Source organism: Stakelama saccharophila (assembly GCF_032229225.1).
GTDB classification, from domain to species: domain Bacteria; phylum Pseudomonadota; class Alphaproteobacteria; order Sphingomonadales; family Sphingomonadaceae; genus Sphingomonas; species Sphingomonas saccharophila.
On record NZ_CP135076.1, the window covers coordinates 2,594,561 to 2,607,895 of the forward strand.

Sequence of the window (13,335 nt, forward strand, 5' to 3'; positions counted from 1 at the left end):
GTGCCCCCCTTAGCCGCTCCCGACATCCATCATGACAAGACCAAAAGGCTTAGAAAAGCCTTTCGATACAAGATCATTATGCTGCGAAGGTCCGTAATGGAGGTTCCCCACGCACGAGCCGCCCCTGATAGCGCCTTCGATTACTTTTCTTTCTCCACGCGGAACCGAAACGGAAAGCGCTCACCGTTCCAGTCAATCTTTACCGCCACCTCGCGCGGCCAACCCTTGCCCGGCAACTTGTCCGCAACGACCTTCCCACCCCAAGCGGTGTTCGGATCAATGGTGGTCGTCTGAAGGATCTGCCCGTGAAGACCGGCCAGCGTCTTGTCCAGCGCGTCGCGGATGCCGATCATTGCGGCAGTAGTTCCAGCCGCGGCTGCAGCAGTGCCCACAGCAGCCGCTGTCGGATCGTAGTTCCGCGCGCGGTATGTGTAGATGCGCCCTCCCGGCGCAGTCATCGTAGCGTTTGTCGTTCGATACGCGTTCTGGTTCGCTGCCACTGCCGCCCCAGCACCTGCGAGCGCCGCAGCGACGGCTGCCCAGGTCGCGCGATTTTTCGCCTCTCGCACCAATTCGTCATGGTCGTAGACGTGGATCGAACCGCCAGCCGCATCGGTGACAGAAATATTTTGGACGCCGAAATTGGAGGGCCGGTCACTGGTGTTGAGCGCGGCAACCGCAAAAACCAGGCGACCATTGTCGGCAACCTTCACCGGCGTCACTTTCACCGATCCGTTCGAACGGATCTTATCGGTAGTTGGCACACCCTGTTCATAACGCACCTTCTGGCCTGCTGCAGCGATTGGGGTGATACGATACGTGCTGGCACAGGCAGAAAGGCAGGTAGCCATCATGAGCCCGGCGGCGATGGTCTTTTTCATCGGTTTATTTCCCCGTTGGTCAATTCAGTGCAGCGATTCGCTGCGCCACATTTCCCTGGGGCCCCGACACGTCAGTTTCGGTCGCTAGGTAAGCCAGATGATATGCATTGGTGACTCTCTATGCAGCAACACGGTGTCTTTCAGCGAGGCATCGGCGGCCGGTTCGCCTTGGTCCACCGGTCCCACGCTGCAAACGCCCGGTGGCTGGTGCGGACATCGCACAGATCGCGCACGATAGCGTGCCACAGCTGTTCGGCTCGCGGCGTGACGATGCCGTTATGGACATTCCATTTGCCCGTGCCGCCCTGCGTATCTCGCGACCCGCGCTTGCGATAGCCGACCATCATCCGATCGGCTCTGAACATGCCGTCGTCAGACCCGTCCAGATGATCACGGATGCGGTGATGGGTGTGCTCTAAAATGACGTGGGCGCAGCGCTCGACCTCGTCGCTATCCTTCTTCGCCGCATGCTCGCGCGCCGCTGTCTCAAGGTGGAAGAGGAAGCGATCGCGCTCGACGACGATCAGCGTGTAGCCCGCTTGGAGATCGGCGGCGAGATCGATCAGGCACCTTGCATAGCTGCGCGGCCCGAGCTTCTGAAGCGGATCGAGCTGAAACATAAATTCGCCACCGGGTCGCCGGTGCACGGTCAGCACATTGTCGATCGATACGAGATGGTACCGGTGGTCGCGCACCTCGTAGCCTGGAAACAGGACTCTGAGTTTGTCGGGATAGTGAAGCATTCGGATGATCTTTCAGTAGCGCGCGCACGGATCGTCGGCACCGACGCTGCGCGCATGCGGATAAATGGTCTTGTGGAGCTCGGCCTGGCCGTTGGTTACGGCTATCAGACGGCCGGCTTTACTTTGGAACGGCGAGCGCTTCTGGGCGCTCAGCCGCCGGGTCAATGCGGTGAGCACCGCACCATCGCCGGCTTCGGGCACGAAAAAGCGGGCCCCGCCGCGCGTAACACACAAGCGGTATTCTTCGTATATCGTCACCTTGCCGTCACGGTTGAGGACGATGTCGAACAGGAAGCGGTGGCCGGCTTTGCCCTTATCGCAATAGGTGGCGACGACATCGCACCGGTGCGCTAGTGCAAGCGGACGAAGCTGATGAAAGTCGAGCGGTTGATCGAGATCGCCCGCAGTCACCACCGCTCTGCGGTCGATCAGCTTCACGGCATCGGGAACACCGAGCCGGGATTGTATACGTTCGGCCTTGCCGCCGAGCTGCTTGCAGATGGCCAGGATTGCGCGGTGGCGCGGCTGGGTTTCGCGTATCGAGAACATCGGATTTTCCTATTTATTATTGATGCCGGAAGGACCCGTCAGCACCCGCTCGAACCAGCGGCTGGCCTTCGCTCGGCCGTGCTCCTCATCAGCACCGTCGCGCCACGGAGCGGCCTTGCGTTGCAGGCGCCCCTCGACGACCGGGAACGCCTCGCCTGGTAGGTCATCGCACCCGAACCACAGCGAGCTGCGGTCGACCCAAGGCCAGGCGGGGGCGAACCACATATTGCGTGCCGAGGTCCAAAGCCCGATCGCGAAGCGGAGTTCGGCACCGCTCGGTCCCAGCGTCGCGATCAGCGCGTCGCTGCGCGCTTCGCGCATCGCGGCGTTCGCGGAACGCAGCTGCCAGTCGAGCTCGGCGATCGAGGGCACGAGCAGCAATTGCGCGCTATCGGAGTAGAGATGGGTGGCGAAGCGAGGAGATAGGCTCGCGCCGGTCCGATCTAGTCGCCAGTTGGCGTGTTTGGCGATCTCCATCAGCGCGAGAAGCGCGCGCGCCTCCCCGGACTGCCGACGGGCAGTGGTCGTGTTCATTATAATTTCCTTTTTCGAATTGTTGGCGCCTGAGCCTGCTCGAAGCGCTCCACCGGGCGCGCCACGGCGCGCCCGGCTTCTTTCAGCGATCCAGTTCGGCGGCGTAGGAGGCGAACGCCTCGACGATCAGCTGTCTGCCCTTGTCGCCGGTGAGCACTGATACCGGTTCGGCGAGGCCGAGCGATGTGACTTTGCGCGTCACCAGCAGATGGACGTGCGGCAAAGAGCCGTAGCCGGATCTGTTCGGCGCATGCTGGATGACGAGAACCCCGGCACCAAGCTCTCCGACGAGATGATCTCGCGCGTAGCGGCGAACCAGCTCCCACTGCGTGTGTAGCCGGTCGGTCGCGAAGGTGAACGTCACGTAGGTCAGCAGATAGGGCTGCACGATCGGCTCGCTGTCGATCGCTTCCATCAACACTCGCGGGGATAAAAAGCAGTCGTCTGCAGCGTCTGGTAGCAGCACATCGATACGCGCTGCGCCTTGCGTCCACGGCTCGGGATCGTCAGCCAGGCCGACCTCGATCTTTCGGCGCGCGAACAGCGCCGCGGTGTTCGTCCAGCCGCGATAGTCGGGGCGCAAAACGCCATACAGTATCCGCAATCCGTCGGTGCCTGCCGGATCACCGATCAGCGGCAACCACGAATGCGGGTTGGCCGCCTTGGGCTCGAGATCGCCGTTGATCAGGACGCCGGTGGTGCTGGTCCTCTTCTTGGCCATCACAGCGCCTCCGCCGGCTCGAGGATGCGGTGCACCGAGCGGCTCGCGCGCAGCACGCCTGCATCGCGTTGGGAAAGCGTGTCGAACGGCGCGACGAGTTCGAGGACGAAACCTTCCGGCGTAATTTCGACCGCCGGGCGGCAAGTCTGCGGCACGAACCACAAGTCACCCTTCGGCGTCTCGAACAACGCGAAATTGGCAAGCGTGAGCGGTGCGCCGGACAGCAGTCCGAGCGCGAGATCGACGGTGATCGGTCCGACTTCCCGCGGGTCGATCCGGAGCAACGCGGCGTCGAGATGGAGACGCGTCGCGGCGTCGAGAATTCCGTCACGAAAGGTAGCGTCTGCGTCGTCCGTAACGCTGAGCAACACGCCGCGATCGGCGACGACGATTGTGTGCTCGGGCAGGTCCGGCAGGTGATGAAAGTCGTAACAGTCGGATGCGCAAAGTGCCTGAAGCACGCTGCCGGAAGCGACCGACGCGAGCGTTGCTCGCGCGGCGATATCAGTGGTCATTTCGGTAAGCCTTTTTCAGAGGGCCGCGACCGATCGGTCGCGGCAAGCCCGTTCAGGTTTTCATTTAACCTTCGGGGCTCGTTGCCCCGTTCTTCCTGCCTTCGTTCGGCTGCTCTCGCCGGGCATTCGGATGCTGACGAGCGGCGTTTTCAACGCCGCTCCCTGCCTTCCGGAAGCGCATGTCATGCGATGGAGGACCTCGACGCTGATGCGTCGAAACGCTGCGCTCCGCAGCATCGTGGATCCGCCGGGACCACGCCGCGCCTGTGAACGGGCCGATTGCGATCGGTGCCGTTCGAGGCGTCGGTCAGAGCCACTTCGGGGTGGCAACGCCATCCAGACGGCTTGATGCGCATGTAAACGCGCCTGCGGCACGTTTACGGTATTGCGCCCAACCTTTAGGGTATGACAAACCCGTGCCTCGCGCATAGGTCGGCGGTTAAGCTGGCCACGCAAGAACGCGTTCGGTTCATAGCTGGAGCGGCAAAGGCAGACGCCCCGCCAGGCTATGAACGAAGGAAGCGAGGCCAAGGACGGACACCAATCGAAGCGAACGCTTGGCACGATCGTCAGTCCGATTTGCACCAAACACGCAAGCAAAAATGCCTGCGGCAATTTTGCATTATTGCGCCCAACTTTCTGGCTATGACAAACCAGCGCTCCGCTCATAGCCTGGCGAAGAAGCTGGAGGGTTATCGGCGCTGCTCGTTCATGGCGATGGCCGAGATCGGTCGCCCACCATCAAGCTATGAACGAGGTGGACGCGGCGATCGACGGCCACGGCTATGTTGGGCGACGCGGTCGTCGGAAACCGTGTTTGTCATTCAAGGCGCAGGCTAATCCGGGGGCACCCCAGATTAGCGGTATTGCGCCCAATTTTTTAGCTATGACAGAAGGTGCGTCCGTTCATGGCGTTGCGCGGAAGCAAACGTCGTTTCGGAAGCTTTCGCGCATAGCAACTGGTCGATCGCGCACCGGCGCGTTACGCTATGAATGAGCATGCGTTGGAAGCAGCGGGGACGGGGTTTGGGCGGCATAAAATCTGCCGCGCTCGATCCGAAGGAGGGCAGCGATGGACGACGACAAGTCAGGCGAAATGCCGCAAAAAGGCACGCGAAGCTCGCCGGAAATTTCGGACCGTGTTCTGAAATATATCGAAGCGGTGGCGCGCAACTCCACCGGGCATACAGCGCCCGCGACATCGGCGCTATTCGACCTGCACGATGCGCCCGAACGCGAAGAGAAGTTGCGTGAACTGGTGGACGCTATCCGACCGTCTGACATCAATCCATCCATTTGGTTGGCCTGGCTGGATGGTGGCACCGAGCCATTCGATGGGCGGCGCCTCGGTCGACCGAAAATAACCTCCGACGCAAATAGCGGACGGAAGCTTGGACGGCTTTCGAAACGGGTGAAGGATACTGCCGCATCTGTGTCCGCTGCCCAGCGAGAACTCGCCAAAGCGGAAGCCAAGGTTGAAGCCGCAGAAGCTGCACATGCAGAAGCCAAATCGATGGATGCCGCGGTCCTGGAATGGGCGGTCAGTGAACACCTACTTCATCGCATGTCGCCAGTTTTTGCCATGGGCCCGGCATGGACCGTGATGCGAGTGATAAGCGCCTATATGACTCCCGAAATGCTCGACCCCGACCTCAAGCTATTGGCCGGTGACCGCAAGCAAATGCGCGCCGCTGAATTGCGGGAAAAGCGATCGAAAGAAACGCAGCGCATACTCGATGTGCTCGATCTTTGGTGCGGCGACGTGGAGTTCGAATTCGAGCTGCGCGAGGCTATCGTGAAGGTGGTCGACGACTATCACGAACGCGAGCGCGAAGGGGGTCGGCGACGGTCGCGCGAAGCCGCGCGGTCAACGGTTCCTGAAGGTGAAGCGAGCCGCGATGCCGATGCCATTATCGATGGATTGAAGCGACCGTAAAATGGCCTACCTCGCGCTGAGTCGCGCGACAGTTTTCGGCTTGCGTCTTGCGACGTGAATGGAAGCAAAACGTCGGGTTTGAGCCCCAAACTCGGTCATTCGCAGGCGTTGCATTTGACGCCAAAAGCTGTCGTTGAGGAGGCACCTCAAGCACAGCTGTCGGCGTCCTCCGAGCGCAGCTTAAACACTAGCAGAAGCGCATCGCGGGGATCGCCCTTGAACCAGTGCTCGTTCTTGGACACACGATCCAGCTTGCCCGCGTCGTAGACGAGCACACCGTCGGTCTCAAAGAGACCCTCAGTCAAGTTCCAGTCTTCGGGCTCACCATCAGGTAGATAGTGAACGCGGTAGCCATTCTTTGTGAGTTCGGCGACATAAGCGTAAATAATGTCAGCAGGGCCTTTGCCTGTCGGCGCGCGGTCATGCTCAAAGTCATGACCTGGTGCGTTCCACATCAGGCTTGCAGCATCGCGATCGGTGCCTGTCCGACGCACTAAGTCGAGTCGGTTGGTTTCGCCAATTGGATTCATATCGGCGTCGACATCGCAGGTTACGAGCTCGAAATTTCGTATTAGCAGAAGCCCTTCATGTCCAATCGCGGTCACTTCGTCTTGCAGAACGCCAGCGAAGTCAGCCCAACCATCCAGCTCAACTACCTTGTCTGAAGGCATACGCATTTCTTCAAAATTCTCACCAATGGAGTTGCTGAATAATACCACCGCCTAGATCGTCGGCGTTGCGCGTTAACCTCGGCGACAGGAGGCTACCTCGCGTTACCTCAAACCGACCGTTTGATCAGGTTTCCGTCCTGCTCAGTCAAGATGCCGGCGATGCTAATTGCGCGAGAGGAATACACTTTTCTCTCGCTACGAACTGGGAGTGGCACTCTTCTGATGGCTGCATGTAGAGAATATGGAGCGGCAAGCTTTGCCCTGCGCACCGCATCTCCTTCTTGAGTTGCGCCAGCAGATCACCGCCTGGGCCTACAATCAGAATATCAATGTCTTGGCCAAAACCGTTCAGGGTCGAGCCGAACATGTAAGCAGCGAAATGTTCCACGTTAACTCGGTGGCGCAGCTGCGGGCCTCCACATCAACTGAGCGGTAGAACGGCATCAAAAAGGCACGTCATCGTCTAGGCCCGAATCCCAACCTGAACTCTGCATCGGCACGGGAGGAGGCGGTGGCGGAGGTGGAGGCGGAAGCGCAGTCCGGCCGGGAAGCATCGCTCGAACCGCCGCAGAGATTCGCAAAACGAAGGGCGGAACCTGGTTCATCGAGCCGAGATGCTCAGCTACCCAGCGAGCAATTAGCGGCTTGTTGCGCTTCCCCACGATGAGGAGCGCTTCTTTGGCCTTCTGCACGAGACTAGCATAGTAGCCTGCACCATACAGGGCATCCACATCATGCTCGACTTGGTGCTCCCAATCGCCATCGAGTATCGCGTAGTTCGCGGCAACAACGGGCGCAGGCAGGTCGGTCTCCGGCCGCCCGAGTAGACGGCAGAGCGTCATGTTGAAGTTGCGCTCGGCTGGAGTTCCATTCTTATCGTTGTCGAAGATCACATATGTGGGAATGTCGTGTGCGCCATACAGGTGGACCAAGGTATCCAGGACCGTCTTGCCACCAGCCGCGACAATCGAGATGCCCTCCGCGTCCAACTGCAGGCCAGTCCTGGCGAGCAGCATTGGAAGCGCCTCTCGTTCCGACTGCCCCTCGACGATGATGACCATCCGCGCGAAGTAGGGTTCGGCCATCTCGACCGTCTTCACGTTACGCAAGAACGCGCGCAATGATGTCTCGCTCATGTTGCCGGCGGGATAAAGCCCGTTCCGCTTCGCGAGCAGCTTGGCGGTGGAACTGGTGCGAACTGAGGAGCAAACTTCCCTCTCGTCATCCGGGCAGCGATCCACGATGACGATGCGCTCGCTTAGTGTGATGTCCAGGAACGCGGCACTGTGTGTGGATATGAAGACCTGATTGCCGAGTGCAGCTAAGTCCTCGAACTGAGACGCGAGACTGCGCTGCGCATGGGGATGCAGATATAACTCGGGTTCCTCAATTCCGAGGATAGCACCTCCGCGAAAGCTCTCGGCGAATGCCTGAAACAATGCGAGCACGAGCAGATTGCGAACACCGGAGCCGACCTCAGACGGAGACTTGGCTTTGCCGTTCTCGACCAACATGGGGTAGAGGCTACGATACAGGTTCGTCTCATCTATGGTTCGGAACTCAAACGACACGTCATAGCCAGCGGACTTCAGCTGAGCCGCAAAAGCATCTTTCATGGCCTTCTCGAACTTCACATACAGTTCAGTGCGCAGGATTTCGTGGGCCTTGTCGAGCGCATCTTTGAGGGGGGGCAGAGCGGCGCCATCCTCATACGCCTTCAAGTCCTCATGTAAGAGGCGAACGGCTTGGCCAAACATGGTCCAGCGGCTGATGCCAAACTGCCGTTCAAAGCTGCGAGCGGCATCCACGTAGGCGAACGCAACCTGCTCACGGTAGGCGTTGTTGAAGCCGTATATGGGGCGATGAAGGTCGTCATATGCAGTGAGGACATACTTGTCCTTGGACGTATCGAACTCGATGCAGCCGACCTCGGGGTGATCTAGATAGATTGCGATATAGATGTCCCGCTTGCGATCTCCGAGGTAGAAGTCCTGATCGTTGAGGTTTGCTGGCATGGGCCAGCGGTCCCCCATGAGGAAGTTAATCGCGCTCATTATGTTCGTTTTGCCGGCATTGTTGGGGCCAACCAGCACGGTGATATCTTCGGGATAAAAATCAATGTCCTTAACTGAACGCCAGTTCCGGATAACAACCCTAGTTATCTTCATTATGCCCCCTCGGTTGCTACCGTGAACCCTCTGCTCATGTGGTATGGCGCTAATCCGACAATGAATGAAGTCCGCTTGCGGGCGTGAGCAAAGCGAGCTTGCATGTCCAGTTGCGAGTCGAAGGTTCTTGGCAGCCTCAATGCTGACAGATCGGAGCGAAAGAGTGGTTCAGGCCGGTATAACGCTTAGACGCGTTGATGCTCATGCACATGGCGCGCTATCGAGGCTCCGGGAGGGAAATAACGATGGAAACGATCGGTTGCGAGATCAAGCGGCACGTCGACGTGATCACCTACAAGGCGTTCGCCAACGCGTTAAAGCGGCTGAAGCGCAACGGGCTCGTCACCTGGACGGTGCTGCCGACCAGGCCGATCTGGGTTGAAAATGCGATAACGCCGTTGACCCATTCGCTCCGCGTGCCCTTCGAGGCGCTGTGCGCCTGGGCGCTCGACCAGGGCCCCGCGGTGGACGCGGCGAACGCGGCCGACGACGCGTTGCGGCCGCGCGAAGCGGCCTGAGCCATGGACGCACGACGGATCGCCCGCGAACTGCTCGGCCTCGCCCGCGAGGTCAGTAAAAACGACCACGTCCATGAGCTCGAGATCTGGGGCGAGAGCGACTGGTCGCCGCTGCCGCCCGAGGACGCGCACCAGCACAATATGAGCCATCGCGCAGGCCAGCTGGTCGACGCGCTGGCCCGCACGCTCGAGGCCGAAGGCTGGGCGCCGGACGGGGTGGAGAATACCGCGCCCCGCGCACTTGGACGTTGGACCGAGCGAGCTCAGCCGCGCACCCTTAGGAGCTTTGTCGAAGGGTGGCCGGAGTCCTGGTCCGTTGGCGGCTATCTTGAACCTCTGCGTCATCACCCGCTCGTCGCGCGCGTGCCTGCGCCGGTGGTCATTTATCTCGTCCGCGAATTGCCGGACGGCGAAGATGCGCTTGAACGCGAGAAGCATGGCGTCGGCAACGGCATGGGATGGCACTATCATTACCTTGATCGCCGCCGCCGGCGCTCCGACGTGATCCTGTCCTGGGACACGCGCTGGGATGACCCCGACCCGGACGAACTCCGTCCGCTGTTCGTGGAGCCGCACGCCGAGGGCAAGGCTGAGTTTCGCGCTCGCCCGGATCGCTGGCAGGACCCGAGGCGGCGCGCGATGCACGCGCTGTGCTCGCTCGATCTTGGCCGCCCGATGTCGCAGTTCCGGCCGGCCTCGAACGACTCGTATTCGGTCTGGCCGCGAGGCATGCGGATGACGCCCCCGCCCCCGGCGCCGCCGCCCCCGCCACCGAAGCATCCCGCCAAGCCGAGGCGTCGCTAGGACCGACGCATGCTGCTCTTTGCCCATGGCTCGAGCGGGGAACGGCGCTTTACCAGCCTCCGGCTTCCAGAGTCGCGGTGCCCGCCTCTCTGCCCTGCCGGGTGACGATCGCTTTGCAGCTCATGCGGTGGTTTCCTGGGCTATCCCGCCCCTGAAGGCGCGGTGGCGTCGCGAGCAGCAGCCAGTTAGCGGCAGCGCTTTCAGGAGCCAGGCGCGACCGGCCAAAACGGTCGGTTCACTCATGTGAACGAGCGGCAAATTCTAGGACGCCCGAGGCACTGCGTGAACGGCCGATTTTGAGCTTTCGTGGGTTGATCACCAAACCAAGCCAATGCCGCTTCGCGCGATCCGGCGCTTGGAAGCTACTAGGCTGCAACCGGCCCATTCGCCGTCATCGTCGGCTCCGTATTCGCTGACCAAGAATGGCCAGTTTCAGCGAAACCGATCATCCCCATGCACGGTGGCGATCGGCGGCTCTTTCATTTCTTTTTTGGGAGCTTACTAGATTTGCTGGGTTTTAGGGACGGTGTGTTACCTGGCGTGGTTTTGTTGTCACGCCGCCGCTGATCGGGTTTCCCTGTTGATTTTGCTATCGGCTTGGGTCCTGGCTTAAGTGCCATGGATGCTCTCCTTTTCTTGTTTAAAACCAATCCTGCGTGGAACTTTTACCTATGCTTTAGGGCTGAGCGGTATTGCGTAACAATCCGCACGAGTTAAGAATGAAGTCAAGGCTGAATGCATTTCCCAGCCGGCTAGCACTCACTGCTTGAGCCAACACCTATTTGGCTGGGGATGGACGCCCGGCGCTGCTCGCCGAATGGCCGCTGACTCTCCAATTTGGAACAGCGCATAGAGCTTGGGCAATCTCAACTGAGGTCGAGTTGCAGCGGACTGATTTGAGATGAATCTGCGCTAATTCTCCCAGTAGTTCTCAATTTCGTCGGTCAACACTATTTCGTGCGAGACTACTTTATTATTGTCTAAGGAGTAAAATACACTCAATTCGAACGGTGTTTCTATGCTCGTCGATACAGCAGCAACATGGTCATTCCAGTTGTGATCCCAAACGCTGACCCCAGACATTTCCTCGGCGTGATAAAAATCAAATTTATCTATGAAACCATCAACCTCAATTTCAACGGTGCCAGCTATGTTGATGACTATTTGATCATCAGCTTTCGCAAGCTTGACGCTCTCAATCTTTGCCTCACCTACTCCACTAATGCTCACATCATTCGAAAATGGCACGCCTTCAATCCCAAAAGCCGTCCGCTGCGGCAAATCATCCCCCAGCAGACTGTCAGTGATATGCTCGATATCTGGTTGACCGAGGCTGGGGATGTCCTGAATTTCAACACCTTCAAGCAGCGGCATAATTTCCGCATCTAGCACTGCTTTCATCGACAAATGGATCGAGGGGCGTAGCGCGTTGGGCTCGATTTGCGTAGCTAAATCAGGATGAAGAGTGTTCTTCTCCTTTTTGTCATCCTTAGAGAAGTCTTTTATATTGTTTGTTAAAAGAATATTCGAACCAGACGTGGAAGCATCCAAGATGTGACATTTTACGGTTTCCCAAATTAGGAAATCTTTGTGCCCCTCCCCACCTTCCTTGAAAGGTTTCGGCTGCTCATAGGACTTTTTGACGATTTCCTTTAGGGAAATATCTGGGTAAGGAGCGACAATTACGCCATGTTCATCCAGCAATTGGTCAAAAAAAATATTAAATTTTGCACTGATAGACGTGATGTCCAAATGATTAGGATTTAGCTCAACTAGCCTTCCTAAATATTTCTCCGATTTTTGAAAGGTTTGGTATCTTTCTACTATTTCTTTAAGGAAGTTGCCTTTAACTTCGTCTACAACGACCTCTGGTATAACAACACTAATCTGGAGGATATCACATGCTTTCAGAAACGACTTCACCCATGGAGGGCGAAAGAAGTTTTCCGTATAAATTATATTAGTGTCGATAAATATCGTTGTCATTGAAACATCCTAGTCAGAACGGAATGTCATCGTCTAAATCATCGTAATTGGTAGCAGGCACTTCTCGCCTGGGAGCTGAGAGCTGCATGGGTTTCCTGGTTGGTGGGAGCTGTCTTGCCTCATCATCAGCCGCCTTAGCCTCAGCCACCTCCTGCAGCACATTGTTGGTGAGCTTGGCTACAATCTCACCACTGGCCCACACCCCGCCTGGGAGAGCCAGAATTTCCAGTGTAATTCTGGTGACAGCTAGGAGGCTCAGCCTCTTTCGATCCAGTTCAGCCTCAAATTCGCTGAGCTTTTTGATGAGCACGGCGCGCTTAGCGTCAGGCAGGTCAGCATTGTCCAGGCAGGTTTTGAGCCCATGGATGTGGCCCCTGATCCTGTCTTTGGCTTTTAGAGTGAGCGGCACGGAATTGCTGCGCTCTCGCACCACATTATTCAGGAGAAGCTGCGTCATGTAGTGGTCCAGGTCCGCCTTGAACTGGCGATGGGTTTCGTGATCGAATTGCTTGTAGGTTGGCACATCCATGGAAGCGAAGGGCTCAACCTTGTAGCGCTTAGCAGCCGCAATCACGACATTCATGAAGCCGTGGCGCGCTTCTTCCAGATGGTAATAGGTTTCCTGGTCGCTCCCACCATCCAGTTCACTGGCCCGCTCGCTCAGGCGGCGTTGCGCATGGCCAACGAAGGTGGTGAAGGCCAGATGAGGATCATCGGGTAAATCCTCCAGCTCTTCCTGGGTGATGAAATCAAAGATGTTCATGTTGTTTGCCTAAGCCGATTTTTCCAAAATCGCGATGGGCGAAGCCTCACTCTTCACAGGGAGATTGTCCATGAAGCTTATCGCCCCCCAGCGCCCTTGCTTTCATCGGTCAGCTTTTGTCGAGTTCCACCGAAAGCGGACGGTCAACAACCGGGCCCAGGATGCGCCAGAAATCACCGCGTGAACGAATGGCCGGTTTCGACTGCCGGCCAAGGCTCGTGAACGTCGGCAATGTTCGCGGATGCCGTCGTCGGCTTCGCGCCCCAATGTCGGTCGTCCAACGGCCCGAGTGTTGATCTCGAAAGCCGCCGTTCATTCAGCCTGCCCTTGAAAGACCGATAGCGGATAACCGCTATCGAGCGGCAAACCCGTGCTTCTCGCCTAAAGAATGGATGCGCACGGCTTCAAGTGGATACGCATCAGGCGCCCCAAGCCTCGATTACTTGGCCGAGTGGGAAGGCCGATGCCCCCTTTCGCCACTCATGATAGGGTGCGGCAGTCTGGGTGTAGGGTCCGGGATCTGGCCGATCAAATTGCACGCGCGTT

At 58.4% G+C, this 13,335-nt stretch carries 13 protein-coding genes; 3 read left to right on the forward strand and 10 right to left on the reverse strand.

What is annotated here, in order from left to right; all coding sequences use genetic code 11:
- Window positions 1–140: 140 nt before the first annotated feature.
- The 6 genes from RPR59_RS12030 to RPR59_RS12055 all read right to left on the reverse strand — a co-directional run bounded on the left by RPR59_RS12030 (window position 141) and on the right by RPR59_RS12055 (window position 3,943).
- On the reverse strand, window positions 141–881 hold the full coding sequence (locus RPR59_RS12030; protein ID WP_313914363.1) for a hypothetical protein: 741 nt from the start codon (window positions 879–881) through the stop codon (window positions 141–143).
- Between the two features lie 140 nt (window positions 882–1,021).
- On the reverse strand, window positions 1,022–1,624 hold the full coding sequence (locus tag RPR59_RS12035) for a hypothetical protein (RefSeq protein ID WP_313914365.1): 603 nt from the start codon (window positions 1,622–1,624) through the stop codon (window positions 1,022–1,024).
- Window positions 1,625–1,636: 12 nt separating this feature from the next.
- A complete protein-coding gene (locus RPR59_RS12040) occupies window positions 1,637–2,173 on the reverse strand; it encodes a hypothetical protein (RefSeq protein ID WP_313914367.1) in 537 nt (178 codons plus the stop codon).
- 9 nt (window positions 2,174–2,182) lie between these two features.
- Window positions 2,183–2,707, reverse strand: coding sequence for a hypothetical protein (locus RPR59_RS12045; protein WP_313914369.1), 525 nt, complete (start codon window positions 2,705–2,707; stop codon window positions 2,183–2,185).
- Window positions 2,708–2,789: 82 nt separating this feature from the next.
- On the reverse strand, window positions 2,790–3,428 hold the full coding sequence (locus RPR59_RS12050; protein ID WP_313914371.1) for a hypothetical protein: 639 nt from the start codon (window positions 3,426–3,428) through the stop codon (window positions 2,790–2,792).
- Window positions 3,428–3,943, reverse strand: coding sequence for a hypothetical protein (locus RPR59_RS12055; protein ID WP_313914373.1), 516 nt, complete (start codon window positions 3,941–3,943; stop codon window positions 3,428–3,430). Before RPR59_RS12055 ends, RPR59_RS12050 begins: the two co-directional genes overlap by 1 nt.
- A 1,072-nt stretch (window positions 3,944–5,015) precedes the next feature.
- Between RPR59_RS12055 and RPR59_RS12060 the strand changes: the two genes are divergently transcribed.
- Complete coding sequence (locus RPR59_RS12060; protein ID WP_313914375.1) at window positions 5,016–5,879, forward strand: hypothetical protein; 864 nt, start codon at window positions 5,016–5,018, stop codon at window positions 5,877–5,879.
- A gap of 146 nt (window positions 5,880–6,025) precedes the next feature.
- On the opposite strand, the gene RPR59_RS12065 is transcribed toward RPR59_RS12060, so the two are convergent.
- Both RPR59_RS12065 and RPR59_RS12070 read right to left on the reverse strand, forming a co-directional pair.
- Window positions 6,026–6,598: a hypothetical protein gene (locus tag RPR59_RS12065; RefSeq protein WP_313914377.1), complete on the reverse strand. Its 573-nt coding sequence runs from the start codon at window positions 6,596–6,598 to the stop codon at window positions 6,026–6,028.
- A 395-nt stretch (window positions 6,599–6,993) separates the two neighbouring features.
- Window positions 6,994–8,718, reverse strand: a complete 1,725-nt coding sequence (locus RPR59_RS12070; RefSeq protein ID WP_313914378.1) for an ATP-dependent nuclease — start codon at window positions 8,716–8,718, stop codon at window positions 6,994–6,996.
- A gap of 245 nt (window positions 8,719–8,963) precedes the next feature.
- On the opposite strand from RPR59_RS12070, the gene RPR59_RS12075 reads away from it, so the two are divergent.
- Both RPR59_RS12075 and RPR59_RS12080 read left to right on the forward strand, forming a co-directional pair.
- A complete protein-coding gene (locus tag RPR59_RS12075) occupies window positions 8,964–9,236 on the forward strand; it encodes a winged helix-turn-helix transcriptional regulator (protein ID WP_313914381.1) in 273 nt (90 codons plus the stop codon).
- Between the two features lie 3 nt (window positions 9,237–9,239).
- Window positions 9,240–10,040: a hypothetical protein gene (locus tag RPR59_RS12080; RefSeq protein WP_313914383.1), complete on the forward strand. Its 801-nt coding sequence runs from the start codon at window positions 9,240–9,242 to the stop codon at window positions 10,038–10,040.
- A gap of 912 nt (window positions 10,041–10,952) precedes the next feature.
- Here RPR59_RS12080 and RPR59_RS12085 read toward each other — a convergent pair.
- Window positions 10,953–12,026, reverse strand: a complete 1,074-nt coding sequence (locus RPR59_RS12085) for a PIN domain-containing protein (RefSeq protein WP_313914385.1) — start codon at window positions 12,024–12,026, stop codon at window positions 10,953–10,955.
- Window positions 12,027–12,039: 13 nt separating this feature from the next.
- Complete coding sequence (locus tag RPR59_RS12090; RefSeq protein ID WP_313914387.1) at window positions 12,040–12,789, reverse strand: hypothetical protein; 750 nt, start codon at window positions 12,787–12,789, stop codon at window positions 12,040–12,042.
- Between the last annotated feature and the right edge of the window lie 546 nt (window positions 12,790–13,335).

Excerpts from the sequence above, each read along its gene's own strand:
- RPR59_RS12030 (WP_313914363.1), bottom strand. The coding sequence starts at position 881 with ATGAAAAAGACCATCGCCGCCGGGCTCATGATGGCTACCTGCCTTTCT.
- RPR59_RS12035 (WP_313914365.1), bottom strand. The coding sequence starts at position 1,624 with ATGCTTCACTATCCCGACAAACTCAGAGTCCTGTTTCCAGGCTACGAG.
- RPR59_RS12040 (WP_313914367.1), bottom strand. The coding sequence starts at position 2,173 with ATGTTCTCGATACGCGAAACCCAGCCGCGCCACCGCGCAATCCTGGCC.
- RPR59_RS12045 (WP_313914369.1), bottom strand. The coding sequence starts at position 2,707 with ATGAACACGACCACTGCCCGTCGGCAGTCCGGGGAGGCGCGCGCGCTT.
- RPR59_RS12050 (WP_313914371.1), bottom strand. The coding sequence starts at position 3,428 with ATGGCCAAGAAGAGGACCAGCACCACCGGCGTCCTGATCAACGGCGAT.
- RPR59_RS12055 (WP_313914373.1), bottom strand. The coding sequence starts at position 3,943 with ATGACCACTGATATCGCCGCGCGAGCAACGCTCGCGTCGGTCGCTTCC.
- RPR59_RS12060 (WP_313914375.1), top strand. The coding sequence starts at position 5,016 with ATGGACGACGACAAGTCAGGCGAAATGCCGCAAAAAGGCACGCGAAGC.
- RPR59_RS12070 (WP_313914378.1), bottom strand. The coding sequence starts at position 8,718 with ATGAAGATAACTAGGGTTGTTATCCGGAACTGGCGTTCAGTTAAGGAC.
- RPR59_RS12075 (WP_313914381.1), top strand. The coding sequence starts at position 8,964 with ATGGAAACGATCGGTTGCGAGATCAAGCGGCACGTCGACGTGATCACC.
- RPR59_RS12080 (WP_313914383.1), top strand. The coding sequence starts at position 9,240 with ATGGACGCACGACGGATCGCCCGCGAACTGCTCGGCCTCGCCCGCGAG.
- RPR59_RS12085 (WP_313914385.1), bottom strand. The coding sequence starts at position 12,026 with ATGACAACGATATTTATCGACACTAATATAATTTATACGGAAAACTTC.
- RPR59_RS12090 (WP_313914387.1), bottom strand. The coding sequence starts at position 12,789 with ATGAACATCTTTGATTTCATCACCCAGGAAGAGCTGGAGGATTTACCC.